At 73.4% G+C, this 21097-nt stretch carries 13 protein-coding genes; 4 read left to right on the top strand and 9 right to left on the bottom strand.

Annotation, left to right across the window (positions count from 1 at the left end; all coding sequences use genetic code 11):
• Positions 1–252: 252 nt before the first annotated feature.
• Complete coding sequence (locus tag WME97_RS23205) at positions 253–1236, top strand: hypothetical protein (protein WP_437554931.1); 984 nt, start codon at positions 253–255, stop codon at positions 1234–1236.
• A gap of 36 nt (positions 1237–1272) precedes the next feature.
• On the opposite strand, the gene WME97_RS23200 is transcribed toward WME97_RS23205, so the two are convergent.
• Complete coding sequence (locus WME97_RS23200) at positions 1273–2493, bottom strand: tetratricopeptide repeat protein (protein WP_437554930.1); 1221 nt, start codon at positions 2491–2493, stop codon at positions 1273–1275.
• Positions 2484–3575, bottom strand: coding sequence for a histidinol-phosphate transaminase (gene hisC / locus WME97_RS23195; RefSeq protein WP_437554929.1), 1092 nt, complete (start codon positions 3573–3575; stop codon positions 2484–2486). The genes WME97_RS23200 and hisC overlap by 10 nt, the downstream gene beginning before the upstream one ends.
• 285 nt (positions 3576–3860) lie before the next feature.
• On the opposite strand from hisC, the gene WME97_RS23190 reads away from it, so the two are divergent.
• The gene (locus tag WME97_RS23190) at positions 3861–4799 is read left to right on the top strand and encodes a hypothetical protein (protein ID WP_437554928.1); all 939 of its coding nucleotides are present in this window, start codon (positions 3861–3863) and stop codon (positions 4797–4799) included.
• 15 nt (positions 4800–4814) lie between these two features.
• Here the strand turns inward: WME97_RS23190 and WME97_RS23185 are convergent, their stop codons facing one another.
• Positions 4815–8966, bottom strand: coding sequence for a PAAR-like domain-containing protein (locus tag WME97_RS23185; RefSeq protein ID WP_437554927.1), 4152 nt, complete (start codon positions 8964–8966; stop codon positions 4815–4817).
• A gap of 236 nt (positions 8967–9202) precedes the next feature.
• Here WME97_RS23185 and WME97_RS23180 point away from each other — a divergent pair, with 236 nt between their 5' ends.
• A complete protein-coding gene (locus tag WME97_RS23180; protein WP_437554926.1) occupies positions 9203–10291 on the top strand; it encodes a hypothetical protein in 1089 nt (362 codons plus the stop codon).
• A 113-nt stretch (positions 10292–10404) separates the two neighbouring features.
• On the opposite strand, the gene WME97_RS23175 is transcribed toward WME97_RS23180, so the two are convergent.
• The 5 genes from WME97_RS23175 to WME97_RS23155 all read right to left on the bottom strand — a co-directional run bounded on the left by WME97_RS23175 (position 10405) and on the right by WME97_RS23155 (position 15939).
• The gene (locus WME97_RS23175) at positions 10405–11292 is read right to left on the bottom strand and encodes a hypothetical protein (RefSeq protein WP_437554925.1); all 888 of its coding nucleotides are present in this window, start codon (positions 11290–11292) and stop codon (positions 10405–10407) included.
• Positions 11293–11820: 528 nt separating this feature from the next.
• A complete protein-coding gene (locus WME97_RS23170) occupies positions 11821–12813 on the bottom strand; it encodes a hypothetical protein (protein ID WP_437554924.1) in 993 nt (330 codons plus the stop codon).
• The gene (gene mvaD / locus WME97_RS23165; protein WP_437554923.1) at positions 12810–13823 is read right to left on the bottom strand and encodes a diphosphomevalonate decarboxylase; all 1014 of its coding nucleotides are present in this window, start codon (positions 13821–13823) and stop codon (positions 12810–12812) included. The genes WME97_RS23170 and mvaD overlap by 4 nt, the downstream gene beginning before the upstream one ends.
• On the bottom strand, positions 13820–14830 hold the full coding sequence (gene mvk, locus WME97_RS23160; protein WP_437554922.1) for a mevalonate kinase: 1011 nt from the start codon (positions 14828–14830) through the stop codon (positions 13820–13822). The genes mvaD and mvk overlap by 4 nt, the downstream gene beginning before the upstream one ends.
• Entirely contained in the window at positions 14827–15939 is a 1113-nt protein-coding gene (locus WME97_RS23155; protein WP_437554921.1) for a polyprenyl synthetase family protein, read from the bottom strand. Before WME97_RS23155 ends, mvk begins: the two co-directional genes overlap by 4 nt.
• 220 nt (positions 15940–16159) lie before the next feature.
• Between WME97_RS23155 and WME97_RS23150 the strand changes: the two genes are divergently transcribed.
• Positions 16160–18121 carry a DUF6345 domain-containing protein gene (locus tag WME97_RS23150; RefSeq protein ID WP_437554920.1) on the top strand — a complete coding sequence of 654 codons (1962 nt, stop codon included), beginning with the start codon at positions 16160–16162 and terminating at the stop codon, positions 18119–18121.
• A gap of 155 nt (positions 18122–18276) precedes the next feature.
• Here the strand turns inward: WME97_RS23150 and WME97_RS23145 are convergent, their stop codons facing one another.
• Positions 18277–21009, bottom strand: a complete 2733-nt coding sequence (locus tag WME97_RS23145) for a protein kinase domain-containing protein (protein ID WP_437554919.1) — start codon at positions 21007–21009, stop codon at positions 18277–18279.
• Between the last annotated feature and the right edge of the window lie 88 nt (positions 21010–21097).

Here is a 21097-nt window from a genome sequence, read left to right as displayed (position 1 = left end):
CACCGGAGTGCGCCTGCGCGCCGAAAACGCCGATCTGGGCCCGTCTCCTGTGCGGGTGAACCCCCGCTCGGCAACGCGGGTGCGGGCCTGGAAGAGCGCTGCCAACTCGTATGGCAACGGAGCGCTGGCGATCGAGGCGCTCGCGCTTCGTCCGGCCGTGAAACCGCGATGCTGCGCGGGGCGCGCGAGTTGCTAAAGTCGGCGCCGATGCGAACCGGCGAGAAGCTGCAGAGAAGAGCGGGGGATGGAAGGATGCGAGCGGCGTGCGTCGCGCTGCTCGGGGCCCTGGGGTGTCAGGGAGGGAACGCGAGCGGCGGCGCGACCGCGGGGAGCGCGACACCGGCGGGGAGCGCGGCGCCTGTGGCCGCAGGGAGCGCAGGGCCTATGGCCGCGGGGAGCGCGGCGCCGGCGGCAGCGGGGAGCGCGAGCGTCGGCGCGGCGGCGAGCGCGAGCGTCGGCGCGGCGGCGAGCGCGCAGGCCGGGGCGGGTGAGGCGGACGCGATCTCGCTGACCTCCGAGGACGTCGTGAAGGTGATGAACCCGAAGCGACGGGCGCCGTACAGCGGGCCCACGGGGACGCTGCGAGGACGCGTCACCATCAAGGGCGACCCGCCGCCCGATACAGGGCTCAGCTTCCCTATCGGCAAGTGCGGCGAGGCCGCCGCGACCTACGGTCGGCTGTTCCGCGTGGGACAGCAGAACGGGGTCGCCGACGCGCTCGTCACCGTCGTCAACTACAGCGGCTACGTGCCGGAGCGCGAAGAGGCGGAGAAGGTGACCATCCACGGGTGCGCGTTCTCGAAGCGGACGGTGGTCATGACCTACGGCCAGCGGCTCGAGGTCGCGAACCTCGATCCCCTGGAGCCGTACATGCCGAACCTCGAGGGCGCCCCCTTCATGGCGGTCCTCGTCGCCGTGCCCCAGGGCGATCCGGTGAAGTTCTACCCGCCGCAGCCAGGCTACTACCACCTCGTGGACAAGCTGCCGAAGCCGTTCCTCAAGGCCGAGGTCTTCGTGCTCAAGTTCGCGACCCACGACGTGACCGGGCTCGACGGCAAGTACGAGATCAAGGGCATCCCCGTGGGCAAGGTGCTCACCGCCGCCCTGCTGCCGGCCATCGATCAGGACGTGAAGCGGGAGATCGAGATCAAGGAGGGCGAGAACACGCTCGATTTCGAGCTCAACTTCGACCTCAAGAAGTACAAGGAGAAGCCGCACACCAAGCCCTCGCCTTGACGTACACAGCGAGGGCACGCGGCATTGACGCGCCCATCAGGGTGCGCCGCCCGTGAGCTCTCGGTGGACGCGCCGCTCGACCTCCTGGGACAGCGCATCCGGGGCGCCGAGCGCGGGCGGTAGCGGCGGGCCGAGCCAGGTGAGCGCGGCGTCGCGGCCGACGCGACGGAAGAGCAGCTCGGCAAAGAGGAGCCGGGCGAGCCGCGAGGGGGCCACCGTGGGGCCGCCCGCCGCCGCGGACAGGTCGAGGGCGTCGCAGGCCCGCGTCAGCGCGTCGAGATCACCGCTCAGGTCGGCCGCCACCGCGAGCGCCACGAGCGCCTCGGCGCTCGCCGGATCGGCCGCCGAGACGAGCTCGGCCTGCTCGCGGGCCTCGCCGAGGCGGCCCAGCGCGGCCGCGCGCACCGCGACCTCGGCGGGCGTCAGAGCCGCGTCGCGCGCCAGGCGGCGGGCGCGGCGGAGCTCGCCCAGGACGAGCGCCTCGTCGACCTCGGCCAGCTGCCCCCCTGACGGAGTCCGCCGCCCCAGGACGGCTGCCCCCGGCGCAGCCAGCTCCAGCAGGCGCCGCGCAGCCTGCTCGGCCACCGCGCGATCGCCCGCCTCGATGGCCGCCGCGTGCAGCGCGCGCCACGCCTCTGTCGACCAAGGGCGCCGCACGACGAGCGCCCGCAAGGCGAGGCGCGCGTCGTCCGTGCGGCCCAGCCGCCGCAGGATCTCGGCCCGGAGCAGGGCGCCGTCGTCACGATCCGGATCGAGCACGATCGCCCGATCGATCCGCCCGAGCGCCGCCTCGAGCCGCCCCGCCGAGAGATCGCAGCGCGCCTGCTCGCGGTAGGCCGGCTCGTAGTCGGGCTCGATCGCGCGGGCGCGCTCGAAGGCGGCGCCCGCGGCCTCTCCGCGCCCGAGCCGGCAGCGCACCGACCCGATACGCGTCCAGATGTCCGCGCTGTCGGGGTCTCCGTCCTCCGCCAGCTCGTACGCCTCCAGCGCCGTCGCGAGATCGCCGCGTGCCTCGGCCTCGGCGCCGATCGCATACAGCGCATAGGCGTGCGCCGCGATGTAACGACCCTCGATGATCTGGCCGTCGATCGAGCGCGCGACCCGGGGCGCGGCGCAGCCGGCAATGGACGTCAACGCGGTCAATGGCGCCAACGCCGTCAGCGCCGTCAGCGCCGCGTGCGCCGCGATCTCCGCGAACGTCGCGAGGAACACGCGCGGCGCGCGCCGCGCGGCGGAGAGCGGCACGGCTACGCGCACGCGGCGATCTCGGCGAGGAGGCGATCGTTCTCCTCCGGGAGGCCGACGGTGATGCGGAGCCGGTGCGCGAGGCGCCCGCCCGCCGCGTGGAAGCTGCGCACGAGGACGCCGCGCGCGGCGAGCGCCTCGAAGACCTCGCCGGCAGGGCGGCGCGTGCCGATCCAGAGGAAATTGGCGTGGCTCGGCGCGACCGAGAGGCCGAGCTCGGCGAGCCCGGCCGCGAGGCGCTCGCGCTCGGCCGTCACGGCGGCGGCGGCGCGGCGGAGCTCGCCGCCGAGCTCCCGCAGGGCGAAGGCGGCCGCGCGCTGCGACGGGGTGGGCAGGTTGTACGGCTGGCGGACCTTGTCGAGCTCGGCCACGAGCTCCCGGGCGCCGATGAGCCAGCCGATCCGCAGCGACGCGAGGCCGATCTTCGAGAGCGTCCGCAGCACGGCGACGTTCGGGTGCTTGCGCAGGAGGGCGAGCTGGTTGCGCGGGGCAAAGTCGATGTACGCCTCGTCGACGATCACGAGGGCGTCCCTCGCCGCGGCGACGACCGCCTCGAGGCGGTCCTCCGACATGAGCCCGCCCGTCGGGTTGTTCGGCGAGGCGATGAAGACGACGTTGGGGTGCGCGAAGTCGACGGCGCGCCGGAGGCCCGCCACGTCGAGATCCCAGCCGGCGTCGAGCGGGACCTCGACGACGCGCATCCCGCGCGCGCGCGCGCTCAGCTTGTACATGACGAACGTGGGGCTGACCGTGACGACGCTCGCCGCGTCCGCGCCCTGCCGCGGGCGGGTGAGCGCGGTGAGCACGATCGAGATCACCTCGTCGGAGCCGACGCCGGCCAGGATCTCGTCGGGCTCGGCGCCGCAGTGGGCGGCGATGGCCTCGCGGAGATCGAGGGCGCGCGCGTCGGGGTAGCGGCCCCAGTCCTCGGGCGCCGCGGCCCGCGCGAGGGCCCCCCGCGCCTCGGCCGAGAGCAGCGGCGGGCTCTCGTTGGCGTCGAGGCGTACAGGGAAGTGCCCCGCGACCGGGGTGTAGGCGTGGAGCTCGGCGAGCTCCGGACGAAGCAGCGCAGGGAGGAAATCGGGCAGCGGCATGGCTCGGTCCACGGTCGTCGCGGGCGCGGCGATGAGGGAGGAGGAGAGCGGTATACACCCCGCGCCGGACCGGGAACACCTCGACGTGCGCGTTTCCTGGGCGGCGGGGCGGCCGTGGTCCGCCGAGCGCTCCGGCGCTGTGGCGGTGGGCACGAGGTCATCTTTGCCGTCGGTGGCGCCGCAGGTATAGAGCGTCCATCTCAGCTCAGCGCGCTCCGGAGATGTGCACGAAAGCGGGGCAGCACCGCCGATGGATCTCACGCGTTATCAGGACGAGGTGACCCCATGCCCGTGGTGAGCCCTGCGACCGTGCTCGTGCCGTCGCTGTCCTCTCCCATCCCTGAAGGCCTGAACCTGATCTTCTCCCCGGACTTCCCTCTGGAGGAGCGAGGTGGCGAGGCGGTCGCCGCGCCGCACGCCGCCGAGGCGCCGTGGTCGGTCGCGCGCGTCGGCAGAGCAGATGAAGCGCTCCGGCATGTAGCGCAGGAGATCGCGCGCCGGTTCGGCCCCGTCCCTGACGGCGCGTTGCCGGAGCGCGCGCCCGGGGACGTCCTCGGAGCGTACGCGTTCTCGTTCGTGCGTCCGTCGTTCGTGTCGCCCTTCGCCAGCCAGCGTGAGGGTGTCTTCTTCGGCGAGCGTGTCGTGCCGGTCTTCGGGCTCTGGAAGGACGTCGACGACGTGACGTGGGCGAGGGCCGCGGCGCAGCTCCGGATCCATCGCTACCGGGACGTGGATGACTTCATGATCGAGCTCGACGCCAAGGACGATGAGCGGGTCGTGGTCGCGCGATGCCCGCGCCCTGAGACGCTCGGGGCGGCTGTCGCGGAGGTCGTCGCGTCTGTGCGGAAGTCGCGGAGCTGGCGCGGCCGATGGTTCGGCGCGAAGCCGTTCGACTGGAACTGTGCGCTAAGGATTCCCCCGCTCGACCTGTGCGCAGTCCGTGTCCAGGAGGAGCTCATCGGCAAGCCGCTCGCAGGCGGGGACGGTTCCCCGATCGGCGACGCCCGCCATGCCGTCCGCTTCCGCCTCGGCTGGGACGCGCTCCCGCCGAGCGAGCCCGGGCCGATCACCCTCGGGCGCGGCGATATGTACGAGCGCCCCTTCGTCTGCAACGGCCCCTTCCTCGTCGTCGTCCTGGGCGCGTCGCCGCAGGACGAGGTGCGGCTCGCAGCCTGGATCGAGGCGCCGGAGGCGCTGGAGGGCGCAACCCCCGACGCATCTTGAGCGGCGAGCCGCCCGTCACTGCCCGAACGTGTACCAGCGCGGCTTGATGTCCTTGATCAGGTGCCCGCCGCCGTTGACGTGCAGGTTGCCCGGGGCGTTGCCGGATCCGAGGCCGGTGGGCATCCCGCTGACCAGGCCGGAGGCGCCCGCGTTGCCCATCTGCCCGGCGGAGGCCACGCCCGGGACGCCCTTCGCTGTCGCGCCGGACGTCGTCGCGCCGGTCCGGTCCGCGACCGCCTGGGCGACGCTGCGGCCCATGAAGTTCGGCTTCGTCCCGCCGTTGCACGTGACGACGTCCACGCGCGCTCCAGGCATTTTCCCGTTGAACCCGGCGGCGTTCAGCTTGTCCGCGAGCTGGGCCCCCGAGATCTTCTTCCCCGCCCACTCGACGCTGCCCGGCCAGCCGTGGGTGTCGACGACGACATCCGTCTCCCCCTTGAGGCTGCCAGGCACGACCTGGTTCGGCTTGAGGATCGTCGCGCCCGGGTACTTCGCCGCGTACTGCGAGTAGTACGCGTTGTGGAGCTTGGGATCGTTCGAGGCCGTGATGATCGTGAGCAGCCCGAGCGGGTCGATGAAGAGCGTCGGGTTCGGGACGAAGCCGATCTCCTGCAGCGAGCCCGAGAGGCCGATGGGATCCGGCGAGATGAACACGCGCAGGTCGGGCGCGTAGTAGCGGTACCGGTTGTAGTGGAGGCCGGTGAGCTCGTCGGCGCGCTGCCCGGCGAAGCGGAGCGCGCCCGGCTCGCCGCGCTTGTGGGCGACCTCGCCCCACGTGGTGAGATCGATCTCGGTGATCTCGCCGGCCGCGTCGAGGGTGAGCCATGGCGTCCCCGCGGCGTCGGTCGCCACGAGGCGGAAGCCCGCGCCGCCTTGCGACTCGAGCAGCGGCGTGTGACCTGACGCGTCGAAGACGCGGCGCGTGACCTGCCCGCCCGAGGAGCGCTCCTCGACGATGCTGTCGCCGTCCCAGCCGAACCACGTGCTCCCCTGGCCGACGATCTCGGCCACCCGGCGGCCGAGCGCGTCGTAGATGTACTGGATCTTCAGCCCGTCGCCGCGCACGGCCTCGGTCAGCCGATCGTTCTCGTCGAAGGCGTACCGCCACGTGCGCCGCGGATCGGGCGCGTCCCGGCCCGAGAGCCGGCCAAGCCGGTCCCAGGTGAGGGCCTGATCGCCCGCCGCGCGCGGCCGCCCGCCGGCGCCGACCGACGCTTCACCCCGCGCGATCGCCGTGCCGTGTGGCGAGTAGGAGAACGCCTCCGTCGCGCCGAGCCCGCGGACGTCCGCGGGCCGCCCGTGCGCGTCGAGCTCGTAGCGGCGCTCGCCGCGCTCGCTGTCGATCACGGAGGCCAGCGCCCCGACCGGGTGCCAGCGGTAGGCGCGGGAGCGGACGACGCCACCCGACGCGCCCTCCACCTGGATCTCCACCGGGAAACCCTCGGCGTTGCGCCGGGTCAGGATGGCGCCGGCGCCGCCGTCGCGCCGGCGGGCGCGCTCGCCGTCCTGCTCGTCGCGCTCGAAGACGAAGCGCTCGGCGGCGTCCGGATGGCCGACGTCCATCGCGGCGACCCGCCCGTACGCGTCGTGCTCCAGCGCCACGCGCCAGCCGGACGAGTACCGGCGCGCCACGAGCTGGCCGCCCTCGTCGTAGTCGTAGCTCGTGACGAACTTGAAGCCGCCGCACGTCTGGGTGTCCCGCAGGATCGCGCCGCGCTCGTCGTACGCGAGCTCCGTCGTGCAGGCGCCGTTCGTCGCGCGCGCGACGCGCCCCAGGGCGTCGTACTCGAAGCGCTCGACGAGGCCCGACGAGTACTCCCGCGAGACGACGTTGCCCGCGCCGTCGCGCGAGAGCCGCACGATCGACTCGTCGGGGCGGAGGATCGACACGAGCCGGTCCGCGCCGTCGTACTCGTAGCGGTACTGGAGCCCCGTGAACGTCGTCTCGCGGACGAGGTTGCCGGCCGCGTCGTACTCGAACGAGCGCCGCTCGCCCGCGGCGTTCTGCATCCAGCTCAGCCGGAGGAGCGCGTCGTAGCCCATGGTCCAGCGCGAGCCGTCCGGCAGCACCTGCTCGACGAGCGCGCTGGCCACGTACCGGTAGTGCGCGCGGCCGCCGCCGGGGTACGAGGTCGCCGTGCACAGCCCGAGCCCGTCGAAGGCGTGCTCGGTGCGTTGCCCGCTCGGCCCCACGGCGCTGACGATGTTGCCCGAGGAGTCGTATTCGAGCGTGGTCGCCGCGCCGCCGGGCGACTCGATGCGCACGGGCATGCCCAGGAGATCGTACACGTAGGTCCACACGCGCTCCCCCTGGGCGTAGCGGACGAGGTTGCCGTGCGCGTCGTACTCGAGCGTGTCGACAAGGCCGCTCGGGTACGTGATCTTCGTGTTCTTGCCGCGCGCGTCGTACTCGGTCGTCGTCTTGCCGCGCGCGTCCTCGATCTCGACGACGCGCCCCCGGCTGCGCCGCTCGGTGGAGCGGTGGCTGTTCGGGGCGATGGTGGTGACGCCCTGCCGCTCCTCGTCCGTCTGGTACCGGACCGTGCCGCCTCCGTCGCTGAGGGAGATCAGCCGTCCGGCGAGATCGTGGCGGCGTCGCTGCGTGGCCCCGGCGCCGTCGGTGACGGCGATGAGGCGCCCGACCCCGTCGTACGTGAACAGCATGGAGTAGCCGCGCGGGTCGACGTAGCGCTCGACGAGGCCGAGCGCGTTGCCCTGGTAGCGATGCACGTGGCCGAGCGCGTCCGTCACCGTCGTCTGGTGGGGCTCGGGCCCGTACGCGACGCGCGTGTGGAAGATGCCGCGGGGACCGCCGGCCACGTGCGCCTCGGGGGCGCCGAGCGCGGCGAGGAGGTCGCCGCCGGGCAGCTCACCCCAGGTCTCGACGCAGCGCCGCTCGCCGCCCGCGTCCTGGTACACGAAATGGAAGACGACGCCGTCGGCCCGCGTCTCGGAGCGCAGGTAGTGCTCGTCGTCGTAGCTGAACCGGGTCTCCGCGCCGCCCACGTCGATGACCCGGACGAGGTCTCCGCGCCCGTCGAGCTCGTAGGTCACGAGGCGCCGGCGGTGCTCCTTGCCGCCCTCGTCCGCGACGGCGACGGACCAGATGCGAAGGTTCCCGTCGCGGGAGACCTCCGCGCGGCGGCCGACCGAGTCGGTGATGGCCACGACCTCGTCCTGATCCCAGTCGATCGTGGCCGCGTTGCCGAAGGCGTCGCGCAGCTCGGCGAGCGCGTACGCCCGCGGATCCGCGGTGGGCCGGAGGACCCGCACGAGGTCGTCGCCGAGGTCGACGACGATCGCGTCGCCGTCGAGGTGCACCTTCCGGCCGTGGGGGAGGAGCAGCGCTTCACCGGCCCCGGGCAGCTGCATCTCGGTGCGGCGCTGCTGGTCGTCGACGAGGACGAGGTGATCGCCGTTGCGCTCGGCGCGCCAGGCGAGGCTGTGCGACCAGCCCCACCCGAGGCCGCAGCGGTGGCGCACGGCCGAGGTGCTGTAGGTGCGGATCCACTGGACCCAGAGGAACCCGGTCAGCGTGAAGTCGGCCGCCGGGATCGTGAACAGCGTCCCGGTCACGACGTCGATCGGATGGCCCGCGGCCGCCTGGCCCTCGGCGCCCGGCGGCGCAGGCGGGCTCGGCGGCGCGGCGCCGCTGTTGCTCCCGCCGCCGCCTCCGCCGCCGTTGCCGCCGCCTTGCGGGCTGCCGCCGCCCGGGCCCCCGGCGCCGCCGCCGCCGCCCCCACCACCGCCGCCGCCCCCGCCTGCGCCGCTCGCGCTGGCGCCTGCGCCGACGGTGATGCTCTTGTTCATCTGGCCCATGCTGCCGGTGATGCCGGCCATGCCGAGCTCGATGATGACGTTCGGCGCGCCGAGCCAAGGGAAGCAAGGCCCGCCGGTGTTGAGGCTGACGACCTCCTTGAGCGTGCCAGGCTCGTTGCCGTGGCACGCCTTCATGCAGCCGCCGACGGTGAGGATCTTCGCGCCCTCGATCTTCGTGCGCATGCACGGGTCGATGATCCCCTCCGAGACCGTGCCCATGGTGGGGTAGGGGATCGGCAACGGGCTGGGCGCGGCCGGGGTCAGACACACGCTCACCGCCATACCGGTCATCTGGTGACCTGATTTCTCGGTGATGGTGTCCATATGGAGGGCGGTGACCTTACCCATGGTGACAGGATGGTCCCACGGTCCCGCGAGCGTGTGCAATCGCGGCAATCGCGAGCCCGCCGTCCGGTAGCCCGGGAAAGCTACATGGCTCGGACGGCCTCGCCGGGGGCGCGGCTGACGTGCGGGAAAGGGAGATGATCAGGCAGGAACGTCGGGCTCGTGCTTCTTCCTGGCGCTGGCGGCGCGGGCTCGCTCGGCGCGAGGCAGGCGTCCGCGATTAAATTGCCCTCGTCGCCATGCCGCCCACCGCCTTCGCCGTCTGCCACCACGACGCGCTCCACGCGCATGTGCGCGTCTGCCCTCACCTCGACGTCGAGCACCGGCCGGGCGTGAGCCTCGTGTGGACCGGCGTGAGCGCGATCGCGTGGCAGAGGCTCGCCTCGCTGGCAGGGGCTCCCCTCGAGATCGCGCCTGCCGGGACCGGTGAGCCGGCGGCGCCGCTCGCGCAGGCCATGCGCGAAAGCCCGATCGACGAGAGCACCCTGGACCCGGCGTACTGGGCCGCCTGGGCCGGGCCGCTTGCCGAGAGCTCGGCTGAGGCGCTCCAGCGGGAGAGCTGCCGTCTCTTCGGCGTGGACTGGCCCCTGGGCGCGCCGTCCGGCGCGGACCCGGACAGGATCGCCCTGTGGAGCGGCTTCGCAATGCACCCGCGCTTCGATCCTGCGCTGGCCCGCGCTCCATTCCCTCGATCTCACCACGGCGTTCAGGTCCCCTGCTTCGGCGTGTGGTCGAGCCCGGACGAGCCCGAATCCGTCTGGCAGTCGCGGGCAACGCAGGCGCTCGTGCATTTCCCCCGCTACACGGACGCCGAGCTCGTGGGCCTCTCGGACGAGGAGATCGACGCCGCATACAACCAGTTCGTCGTCGAGCTCCACGCGGCCGAGCCCGAGGTCAGGATCATTGTGGCCACATTACCCGCCGGATCGACGCTAGGACGCACGATCAACCGCGCGCTCTCCCTTCTTCAAGAAGACGACGCGCACCCGCGCGCCCGCTTCTCCGCCGCCGAGGGCCTGTTCATGCCGGTGATCGACATCGCGTGCGCTGCCCGCTCAAGCGAGCTCGCCGACCGCGTGCTCGAGAGTCCGTCCCTCGGGCGCGTCCGCCTGGGCCCTATCGAGCAGGTCATCCGCTTTCGCCTCGACGACGGGGGCGCAAAGGCACCCTCGCCGTCGCGTTCCTTTGGCCTGATGTCACCCCCGCGGCGCTTCAGCTGCGCCATGCCGTTCCTGGTCCTCGTCCTCGCCCGGCGCAGCAAGCTGCCCGTCTTCGCGGCGTGGATCGAGAACGCCGAGGTCCTCGCGAAGGCGCCAGCGTCCCGGTGATCAGTCCTGGTGCGGCGGTGCGCCGGTCACGCCCCTGAAAGCGTCCGCAACGGCGAGCACGTCCTCAGCGCGCCACGCGGCGCGACGGCGGGGTCAAGGCGTCACGCGCGGGATCAACGCGCGACGAGGCGCATCGGGGGGCGGCTGTGCTGGATGTGCTCGGTCTCGAGCTCCTCGAGCTCGAACGCCCTGTCCATGTCCATGTCGAGCTCCGCGAGCTCGCGCTGCGTGCTCTCGCCGTTGTCGAGATCGTCGAGCTCGCGCATGAACCTGTCGATCTCCACGCACGTCGCGGGCGAATCCACCGGCGTCATCGACTGCTCGTGCATGAGCTGGATGAGCTCCAGGATGGTGGCGAGCTTCTGTGACACGACCTCCAGCCCGTCGCGGGTCTGGCTCCAGCACTCGGCGCGCCGGTAGGCGATCGAGAGGCGCCGCTCGGACAGCCCGCGGGTCCGCCCCGCGGACGTGCTCCGGACCGCCTCGAGCGAGCGGATCGTGTCCATGAGCTCGCCGTGGTTGGTCATCGCGAGCGACTCCTGGCCGGCCTTGTGCGCGATCGCGAGGCGGATGTAGCTCATGATGAGGCGGCTCAGGCCGAAGCCCTCGTCGAGCAGGGGCGGGATCGATCCGCCGCGGCGCCGGATGTTCTCGCGGGTGCGATCGATCAGCCGGTCGAGCCGCGCGAGCTCCTGCTGGTGCCGGATGTCCATCTGCCGGATCAACGACTCGCGCGCCCTCGACCAGGCCGCCCGATCCACCTCGTCGAGCTGCGCGTCGATGCTGCGCCGGAAGAAGCCGCGCCAGGGGACGACGCACAGGATCACGAGCTCCGCCCCGAGCCCGAGCAGCAGGAGCAGCGGGCTCCAGCCGATGAAGCTCAGGAGGAGCGCGCTCCCCACGACGAGCAGGTTGTACGGGTGGACCAGCACCCGCCCCAGGTACGTGCTCGCGGTGCGCCTCCGCAGCGGTGCGACCTGGACGCCGAACGCTGCCAGCATGGCCCTCGACTCGGCCATGCTGGCGCCAAGCACATCCTCCAATCGGCAAAGCTCTCGATCGCACGTCGTCATGGAGCCCCCCTCCTCACCTGGTCCTCTGGTCCTCGTGCCACCTCACCCCGTTCACCACCCCCCGCGCCCGAGCCGCGACCGACGGTCGGCGGTCCGGCGCGCCTGCGCGCGCCCCCGCGCCGATGCGTCAGCGCGCTGTGAACGCAGGTCACGCCCGCCGAGCCCGCGCCGGCAGCCTCCTGCCCGCGGAGCCCGCCTTGGAGGACCGGGCGCCCACCGCGCTCATCGGCCGTCCAGGCGGTATCACCATGAAAACTCAAGCTTTCACGGCGGCGCTGCAGCATCGCCAGCTCCACGAAGTCCATGCTTTCCCTGCTGTTCGCGTCCCGAAGGCCTCATGAAGGACCGCGGTGCGTCGCCCGAGCGCAGCGCCGCGGTCGATCCGGGAGCGAGCAGAGCGGGCTCCGTGCCAAGCGCTCCGGCACCGCGCGGCGCACGATCGGCGAGGGGACGCGCTCAGGCGGGGAGCGGAGGGGCTGCGTCCAGCACGTGGACGCCGCGGGCGCCGAGCGACATCGGCACGCGCTCGAGGCCGGCTTCACGCGCCGCGGCAAGCCATGCCGTCGAGGGCGGCGCGCCGCCGACGAAGAGTGAGACGTCGCCTCCGCCCGCGCCGCTCGGCACGATCGCTGCGCCTTCGGCGGCCGCGGCGGGGCGGAGGCGCCTGAGCGCGGGGGTGACGATCGGCGCGCCCGAACGGTCGCCGAGCTCGGCGAGCGCGTCGACCTGGCGATCCAGCGCGGCCACGAGCGCGCGAGCGTCCGCGGCCTCGATCGCGGCGCGCGCCCCCTCGGCGGCCGCGCCGAGCAGCGCGCGGTGCGCCTCCGGCTCGCGGGCGGCGAGCGCGCGCACGCGCTCGAGCATGGCGCTCGTGCGCGCCGAGGCGTCGCTGGCGAAGACCTCGATCACGAGGCCGCCCGGCAGGGCGTGCGGCGCCACGTCGAGCTCGCCGCCCGGCCCGAGCCGGCAGCAGAGCACGCCGCCGTAGACGCTCGCCGCGACGTCCACGCCGCTGCCTCCGCCCTGCGCGCGCCGGTGCGCCGCGAGCGCGTCGAGGAAGAGCGCGCGCGGATCCCACGCGGGCGCGCCCGGGCCGCCCGGCGCCGCCCGCGCCTCCAAGACCGCCGCGGCGCGCGCGGCGAGCGTCGCGACGAGGATGGCGGCGCTCGATCCGAGGCCCAGCTTGCGGCTCGCCTCGCGGGGCGGCGCGCCCGGCGAGGCCAGAGGCGGCTCCGGCGCCGCAGAGCGGAGCGCGGACGCATCGAACCACGCCGCCGCGTCGAGCGCGCCGGCGTCGATCGCGGCCTGGACCTCCTCGGTGACGAGCGCGGCGGGCCGCGCCGGGTCGGCGAGGACGTACCGATCGACGGCGGCCACGAGCGCGGGCGCGCCCTCGAGCACGGCGTAGGCGCCCGAGAGGACAAGCTTGCCAGGCGCCCGGACGATCACGCGCCCCCGGAACCGGAAGATGACGCGAGGCGGGCTCCGCCGCCGGGGATCGCCGTGATGGTGCGGAGGACGCCAGGGACGGCGAGCAGCGCCGCGCCCACGGCGGCCTGCGCCTCGGGCGTCGTGAAGACCTTCACGTGCGGGCCGGCGTCGATGGTGAAGAACGCCGGCGTCCCCTGGGCGCGGAGCCTCCGCACCGCGGCGATCACCTCGACGGTGGCGCCGGTCCAGTACAGCAGGCCCGGCGAGGCGGCGATGCTCGAGGCGTGCATGCACAGGGCGCTCGCCTCGGCCGCGGCGCCGAGCGCGGCGAGGTCGCGCGCGAGGACCGCGGCGCGGACCGCGTCGAAGAGCGACGGCGCCGCGTCCACCCACGCGGGGAAGTACGGGCTCGTCATCGCGGTGTGCCGCATGCCGTCGCTGGAGCCCACGTCCTTCGGGCCCTCGCGCGTCACCGCGATCACGACCGCGAGCGGCCAGTGGTCCTCGGGCGCGAGCGGCGTCGCGGCGAGCGCCTCGTCCCCGGGGCGGCCGGCGCGGAGCTCGACGAAGCCGCCGAACGCGGAGCGCGCGGCCGAGACCGAGGTCTTCCTCGCGAGATCGCTCACCAGCGCTGGCGCGGTGGGCAGGCCCGCGGCGGCGCTCGCGGCGAGCGCGAGCGCGGCGAACGCCGACGCGCTCGAGGCGAGGCCCGCCGCGGTGGGGAAGTCGTTCCGGCTGACCACGCGGGCGCGCTCGCGCCGCCCCGAGGCGGCGCGGACCCGGTCGAGGAGCCCGGCGACCCGGCGCGTCGCCTCCGCGTCCGGCGGCAAGGCCGCGCCGCCGAGGTGGAGCTCGTCGCGGTCGAGCGACGCGTCGAAGGCGACCTCGGTCGTCGTCTCCATCCCGGCGAGCGTCACCGAGAGGCTCGGGACGGCGGGCAGGTTGTGGCCATCGGCCCGCTTGCCCCAGTACTTCGCGAGGGCGATGTTCGGATGGGCGATCGCGGTCGCCCGGCTCACGACGCTCATGCTTGCTCCTGTGGCTCCGTCCTCGTCACGCCCGCCTTCACCCGGGTGACGAAGCCGCTGTACCCCGCGTCGCGCCAGGCGGCGAGCACGCGGTCCGCGGCGCTGTTCGACGCCGCCGCCCCGCCGTCGCCCGGCGGAGGCGGCGGGAGCAGCGCGATGACCGAGCCGCCGCCGCCGGCGCCGGTGAGCTTGGCGCCGAGCGCGCCGGCCTCGCGCGCGAGCTTGCACAGGGCCTCGATCGCCTCGGTCGAGACGAACATGCCGGCGAGGAGCATCTGGTTCAGGTCCATCAGCCGGCCGAGCGCGACCGCATCGCCCGCCTCGATCGCGAGGGCTGCGTTCTCGACGAGCGCGGTGATGCCCGCGATGGACGTCGCGGCCAGCGTGGGCTTGCGCTCGAAGAGCCTCGCCACGAGCTCGACCATGCTGCGCGTGGACGACGACACCCCGGTCGAGCCCACGCAGAGCCACAGGTCGTCGCGCGGGGCGACGGAGGTGGCGCCGTGCGCCCGGGTGAAGCGGAAGCAGCCGCCGCGGGCCGCGGCGGTCGTGTCGATGCCCGACGGGTTGCCGTGGAACACGCGCTCCCAGGCGGCGGCGGCGGCGGTCACGGCGGCGGCGTCGGCCGCGCTTTCGGACGCGGTCCGCGCGGCGGCCGCGGGCGCGCGCGTGAGCGCGGCCACCGACCGGGCGATCGCGACCCCGAGCGCGGCCGAGCTGCCCAGGCCGCCGCCGGGCGGCAGATCGCTCTCCGCCTCGACGCGCACCGGGCCGACGTCGGGCAGCGCCCCGAGGAGCGCCGCGAACGCCCGCGCGACGTCCTCCTCGGCCGGCGCCGCGCGGAGCTCGCGCCCGCCGAGGAGGAGGGCGCTCGCGCCGGAGCAGCGGATCGCCCGCGCGCGGGCGCCGCGCTCGATGCCGGCGGCGAGCGCGGGCGCCCCGTACACGACGGCGTGCTCGCCGAGCAGGATGACCTTGCCGGACGCCTCGCCGAGCGCCTCGGTCATGCGCCGGTCCACCGGAGCGCGCTCGCGGCCCCGCACAGGATCTGCCGCGCCGGCGCGCTCACGGGCAGCGAGCGCGCGAGGACCTCGGCCTCGCCGCACAGGGCGGAGAGGCGCTCCTCGACCGCGCGCCGCGCGCCGCACGCCTCGAGCGCGAGCGTCGCGGCCGCCACGGCGTCGTCGCTCGCTTCCTTGCGGCCGAGCGCGCGCTCGACGGCGCTCCGGCCCGCGGCGTCGAGGCGCCCCTCGGCCGCGGCCAGCACCGCGGTGCGCTTGCCGGCGCGCAGATCGTTGCCGACCGGCTTGCCGGTCGCCGCGGCGCTCCCGAAGGTGCCGAGGAGGTCGTCGCGCAGCTGGAAGGCGACGCCCACGGGCGCCGCGAACCGCTCGAGCGCCGCCACGGTCTCGGCCGGCGCGCCGGCCAGCGTGGCGCCGAGCGCGAGCGGGCCGCGCACCGTGTAGCTGCCCGTCTTGAGCGCGTGCATCTGCTCGACGTCCTCGGCCCGGCCGACGACGTCGAGGTGCTGCCCGATCACGACGTCCTCGTGCATCTTGCAGAACAGCCGGACGGCCGCGAGCGTCGTCGCCGGCGGCGCGTCCGCGCCCGCGAGCGTGCTCAGCGCGAAGCTCCAGGTGAGGTCGCCCGCGAGGATCGCGGACGAGGCCCCGAGGTGTGGATCGCCGAGCGTCTCGGCCAGCGCGACGTGGACGGTGCGGTCTCCGCGCCGGACGGTGTCGCCGTCGATCCAGTCGTCCTGGATGAGCAGGTACGTCTGGAGCAGCTCGAGCGCGATGCCGGCGTCGATCGCGGGGCCGAGCGGCGCGTCCGGCGCGACGCCCTGGTAGGCGGCGACGAGCAGCCCCGCGCGGAACCGCTTGCCGCCGCGCAGCGTGAGGCTCCGCGCCTCGGAGACCATGGCCTCGACCTCGCGGCCGTAGCGCTGCACGGAGGCCGCCTTGTCGCGCCAGCGCTGATCGAGCGCGGCGTCGACGCGGGGGCGGATCGAGGAGAGAAAGTCGAGGAACAGGCGCGCGCCGGGATCCGCTGTCCCTTCGAGCGTCCGATCGCCGGCGCCGGGCGCGCTCTCTCCGTCCTTCGTGTGCGCTGTCATGGAATGCGCGGCAGCCTAGGAGCCGGACGCGAGGCGGTCAATCTCGGCCGAGAGCGCGGGGAGTCGCGCCGCGGAGCGGCGCGGCCGAGGTGGCTTGGGTCGTGCAATGCGAGGTGCTCGCGTCGCGGGCCGCGAGCGCCGCGCGGAGGCTCCCTGCGAGATCGCTCGTGCGGAGTTGCGCGCCGAGCCTCGCCGTGGCCGCAGGGAAAGGGGGACTTTGATGAAGAGATCACCGGATGGGGTGTTGGGCGTCTTTCTCCTCGTGGCCCTCGGCGTCGTCGGGTGCGGCGGTCGCGACGCCCGCGAGGCTCTCCCGGAGAGCGCCGATCGCGGCGTGTTCCGCGCGGCGTCGCCTGCCGCGGGGTCGCCTGGCAGGGAGACGCGATTGCTGCCCGCATACCGCGTGATCGGCGGTGGCGCCGACGTCGCGCGGGCATCGGCGCTCGCCGGCGCGCTCGGGCTCGCGGAGGATCCCGCGCGGGGGGGCGCCGGCGCGCTCGTGGCCGACGGCGCGATTCGCTACCTCGACAGCGCGCGATTCCAGCGCTTGCCCACGAGGAAGGCCGACGCGCCGCCCGCGCCTGGGTTCCGCGACGAGCGTGGCTTCGAGACGTCGGCGGGCGATGACGCCCTGGATTTCGAGGCGCTCGCGGCGCTGCGCGTCCTGCCGGAGCCGGACGCCGCGGCGCGGGCGTGGGCCGCGCTGGACGCCGCGGGCTTGCCGGTCGGGAGCGAGTTGGCCGTTGGCCACGCGCTGCTCGAGGCGGTCGACGCGGAGGGCCGTTATGTGGCGCGGGCCGAGCTCGACACGCAGGTGAGCTTTCGCGACGAGCTCGAGGGGATCCGGCTGATCGGCCCCGGGGCCAAGGTCCGTGTGACGTTCGACGGCGAGGGCGCCGTGACGCACCTGATCTACGCGCGGCGCGAGCTCGCGCGAGGGGAGGACGTCGCGATCGTCCCCGCCGCCGAGGCCCCCGCGCTGTGCGCCGGCGCGCTGGGCGGCGGCGCGGTGATCGCGGCCGAGCCGGAGCTCGTCTATTACGCGCCGCCGCTGTCCCGCGAGGTACGGCGGATCCTGCCCCATTACGTGTGCAGCGCACGGCGGACGGTCGGCGGGGAGGTGATGGACGTCCGCAAGAGGATCGTGCCGGCCGTCATAGACGCTCCGAGGGCCGAGATCTCGGTGCGTGTGGACGGCGCGACCGCGCTCGCGGAGGCGAGCGTCACCGGCGGTGCTGCGCCATACACGTACAGGTGGGTATCGTCGGCGCGCTCGCTCGACGGGCTCGACGCGGTCGACGAAGGGCGCGAAGGCGGCGCGCGGGTGAAGGTGTCTGGCGTCTCTGGTCTTCGCGGGGAGACGGAGACGCTCTCGCTCTATGTCACGGACGCCGACGGTCTGGTCGCGACGGCGGCGCAGCGGCTCTCGTTCGGCCGCGCGTCGGCGGGGATCGGCGCGGCGCGCCCGCCGCTCCCGCCGCCGGTCGACGATGGCCGCGCGGTGGTCGGCGCCGAGTGGGTCGGGCTCTGCGGCGGCCTGGATCACTCGGCGGCGAACGTCGATGGGCTGATGAAGAGCTTCCGGGAGGGGGGAATCGAGTCTCGCTTCAACTGGGGCGATCAGCGCGCGTGGGAGGTCGATTTCAAGGATCCGGCCCTGGGCGGCCAGGACGCGTCGTTCGCGGATTCGGTGGATCTCACGTTCTACACGGGGCACGCGAACGGCGTCGGGTTCATGTTCTGCAGCGCGATGAACGACCGGGTCCTCCATTTCAACGACGCCCGGTGGGGCAACGCCAACCTGGAGTGGATGGTGGTGGCCGCCTGCGGACCGCTCCAGGACGACGGCGGCGCGTGGCGCTACCGGTGGGCGGGCGCGTTCGATGGGCTGCATCTCCTGCTCGGCTATGCGACGGAGTCGTTCGACGACACGACCGAAGGATCGATGTTCGCGCGCTACCTGCTCGACGACGCGAGCCCGGCGCCGGTGCGGCAGGCGTGGGTGACGACGGCGATCGAGGTCCAGCCGGACGACGAGGTGATCTACGCGGTGATGGGGGCGTACGGGCAGGGGTGGACGGTGCCCAACTACGATGACCATTTCTGGGGGAAGGGGCCGGTCGGGCCGGATCTGGCGGGGGCCGCGAGGATCGGGTTCTGGCGGATCTCTGGGCCGACTTAGCCCTGTTGCGGGAGGTTCGTCGCGGAAAGAGAGGAACCGCCAAGGACGCCATAAGACGCCAAGAAACATAGAAAATCTTGGCGTCTTGTGGCGTCTTGGCGGTTCCATTCTCTCGGGCCTCTCTGCCATTCCCGGCAGCGCGGCGCGGGCTCAGCTCAGTACCCGAGCCACTTCGCATCGAGCTCGATCGAGCAGTGATCGACGAACCGAAACCCGACGCCACCCCCGTCCGCGGCCCCGATCGTGTACACCGACTCATTCGCCTGCGGCCGATGGTCCGTCGCGCTGAACGAGATCGGCCCCGCCGTCATCCCGTCGAGCACCACGTTCTGGAAGCCCTCGAGCGAAGCCTTCAGGTCCTCTCCGGTCGGGTGCGTGCGGCCGGTGTCGATGGCCCGCTCGACGGCCTCGCGCCACATGAGCGCCGCCGCGTGGCCCTGGACGTAGGGCTGGTCCTGGTACAGCTCCAGCGGGTGGCCGTCCTTCTCCCGGTAGGCCCTGTGGATCCGCAGCATCTCCGCCATCCCGCTCGAGTGCTGGGTGTCGCCGTAGACAGGCACGGGGAAGAGCCCATAAAAGATCCCCGCGCAGTCGGCCCCGCAGATCGCCAAGGTCCTCTCGCCGATGCCCCAGTTGTTCGCCATCACGCGCAGCTGCCAGCGGTTCTTCTCCGGCCCCGGGAACGCCTGCTGGATGAGCTTCTGCGCCGCGGCCGCGCCCTTCCCGACGAAGGACGAGGAGAGGACGCTGTTGCCGGCCCAGAACCAGCTCGCCGGCACATACGACGGGTCCGCTCGCTTCTTCTCGATCTCCCGCTTCACATAGCCGATCACCGCGTCGACGATGCGCCCCTCATCCTCGAGGGACGACGTCTGCGGGACGATGAGATCCTGGCCGAGCAGCATCCCGGGCAGCTCCTCCACGTAGGCCTTGCCCGCGGCGAGCGGATCGACGCAGTAAAGACACTTGTCTATCGTGTCGTGCACCATCGCGATGCGCCCGGGCGCGATCTTCCAGGCCGCCTTGATGCCGATGCGGATCGCCGTCGAGTAGTCCGTGGCCGGAAAGAAGATGTAGGGATATCCAGGGCTCGTCTTGTGCTCTGTCGCGGAGGCGCTCTGGCCCAGGGCGTTGAACTCGGCGTGGGACACGTCCGCGGAGATCGGCACCGGCGTGGCGAGCGAGCCGGCGTACGAGCCGGGAATGATGAGCTTCTTCTCCTCCGTGAGCCTCGGGGCGACACGGGTCGTCGGCCCGGTGCCGAACACGAACAGCGTGGAGACGTCGCTCCACCCGGGCTGCCGCCGCCACGCCTCGATGACCTCCTCCGTCCTGGCGGGGTCGTACTGCGCGTCCTTCATGTCGACGTCGATGGGACAGCCCCGGAGACCTCCCTGACTGTCGTTGAGGTGACGCAGGTAGTCGTAGACCCCGTAGTTGTAGGGCGGCGAGATGTCGGTGGCAGTCCCCGTGTCGCCGGTCGTGATCCGGACGCGGAGCACCCCGGTGCAGCGAGCGCCGGCGTCCGGCTCGACGAGCACGGCCGCGGCGGAGCCGGCAGCGGGCGGCTGCCCACCAGGGCGGCGCGTCGAGAACGCCGCCGCCGCGACCAGCACGGCCGCGCCGAGCGCCCCGATCCAGTAGCTGCGCTGCTGAGGCGCGGCGGCCGTGCGGAGGTTCGACTTCAGGCTCGTCGAGTCCGAGGCGGAGCGCCCTGGGCCCGGCGTCCCCGAGGTCCTCTGCCCGAGCTCCTCGTCGAGGGCGATCACGGGCTGAATGCGCCTCCCTTCTGCGCCCTCGAAATGGCTCACGCGAGACGGGCGGGGCTCGACGGGCACGCTCGGGCGGTCCACGCCCTGCGCGCTCTGATCGAGGTACGCCTTGACCTGCCGCTGCATGCTCGCCCGGCGCTCCGCGAACACCCCCAGCATGCTCGCGCCGATCTCGTCGGACCCGACGTCCTCGCCCGCCGCGCGCAGGTAGTCCTCGAGCGCCGCGCGCATCTCCTGCGCGGTCGCGAACCGCTTTGCCGGATCGCGGTCGAGCGCCCGCGTCACGATGGCGTCGAGGGCCGGGGGGACGTCCGGCCGGAGGAGCGAGGGCCGCGGGATCTCGTCCACGGCCGCCAGCTTCCAGAGCGCGCTCACGGCGTCGCCCCCGAAGAGCCGCTCCCGCGTGAGGAGCTCCCAGAGCACGATCCCCGCGACGAAGATGTCGGCCCGCCGATCGGTCGACCCGCTGCCGACGGCCTGCTCCGGCGCCATGTACGACGTCTTGCCCTTCAGCTTCCCGGTCTCGGTGAGGTCGGTGTTGATCGACGCCTTGGCGATGCCGAAATCGAGCAGCTTCACCGCGCCGTCGTACGTGACGAAGATGTTGTGCGGGGAGACGTCGCGGTGGACGATGCCGAGCGGCGCGCCGTCGTAATCGCGGAGCTCGTGCGCGTAGTGGAGGCCGCTCAGGAGGTCGGCCACGATCCTGACCCAGACGCCGCGCGTGAAGCCCGCCGCGCCCGGCTGCCCCTCGGCCACCGCCCGCATGAGCGCGCTGAGCGGCTGGCCCTCCAGGTACTCCATCACGGTGAAGTAGCCGGCGTCGTCGTGGTCGACCTCGTAGGTCTGGACGATGTTGGGATGGTTGAGGCGGGCGGACAGCTTCGCCTCGTCCAGGAACATGGCGACGACCTTCTCGCCGTCCCCGCCCGCTCCGCCCACGCCGCGATGGCGCTTGACAACGACGAGCTTGTTGAAGGATCCCGGCCCGCGCGCGATCGCCAGGAACACCTCGCCCATCCCGCCCCGGCCGAGCTTCGCGATCAGCCGGTACTTGCCCATGATCGCCGCCTGGGTCGGCTCCGCGTCCGAGGTGTCTTGACCCGTGCCCACCATGTTACCGGCCGTCCTCAGGGGCGCGCCATGCTCCGAGCGGACTGGGTATATGAGCAAAGCCGGTTATCCTTGTCAACCGTCCCCGCGG

This window comes from Sorangium sp. So ce367, from assembly GCF_051520455.1.
In the GTDB taxonomy this organism is placed as follows: Bacteria; Myxococcota_A; Polyangia; order Polyangiales; family Polyangiaceae; genus Sorangium; species Sorangium cellulosum_B.
Note: the sequence above shows the minus strand (reverse complement) of the source record. Positions and strands in the feature narration are given on the sequence as shown.

What these genes read in the sequence shown, in the direction of transcription:
- WME97_RS23205 (WP_437554931.1), top strand. Translation starts at nt 253, where the DNA reads ATGCGAGCGGCGTGCGTCGCGCTGCTCGGGGCCCTGGGGTGTCAGGGA.
- hisC (WP_437554929.1), bottom strand. Translation starts at nt 3,575, where the DNA reads ATGCCGCTGCCCGATTTCCTCCCTGCGCTGCTTCGTCCGGAGCTCGCC.
- WME97_RS23190 (WP_437554928.1), top strand. Translation starts at nt 3,861, where the DNA reads ATGCCCGTGGTGAGCCCTGCGACCGTGCTCGTGCCGTCGCTGTCCTCT.
- WME97_RS23185 (WP_437554927.1), bottom strand. Translation starts at nt 8,966, where the DNA reads ATGGGTAAGGTCACCGCCCTCCATATGGACACCATCACCGAGAAATCA.
- WME97_RS23180 (WP_437554926.1), top strand. Translation starts at nt 9,203, where the DNA reads ATGCCGCCCACCGCCTTCGCCGTCTGCCACCACGACGCGCTCCACGCG.
- WME97_RS23175 (WP_437554925.1), bottom strand. Translation starts at nt 11,292, where the DNA reads ATGCTGGCAGCGTTCGGCGTCCAGGTCGCACCGCTGCGGAGGCGCACC.
- mvaD (WP_437554923.1), bottom strand. Translation starts at nt 13,823, where the DNA reads ATGAGCGTCGTGAGCCGGGCGACCGCGATCGCCCATCCGAACATCGCC.
- mvk (WP_437554922.1), bottom strand. Translation starts at nt 14,830, where the DNA reads ATGACCGAGGCGCTCGGCGAGGCGTCCGGCAAGGTCATCCTGCTCGGC.
- WME97_RS23155 (WP_437554921.1), bottom strand. Translation starts at nt 15,939, where the DNA reads ATGACAGCGCACACGAAGGACGGAGAGAGCGCGCCCGGCGCCGGCGAT.
- WME97_RS23150 (WP_437554920.1), top strand. Translation starts at nt 16,160, where the DNA reads ATGAAGAGATCACCGGATGGGGTGTTGGGCGTCTTTCTCCTCGTGGCC.
- WME97_RS23145 (WP_437554919.1), bottom strand. Translation starts at nt 21,009, where the DNA reads ATGGTGGGCACGGGTCAAGACACCTCGGACGCGGAGCCGACCCAGGCG.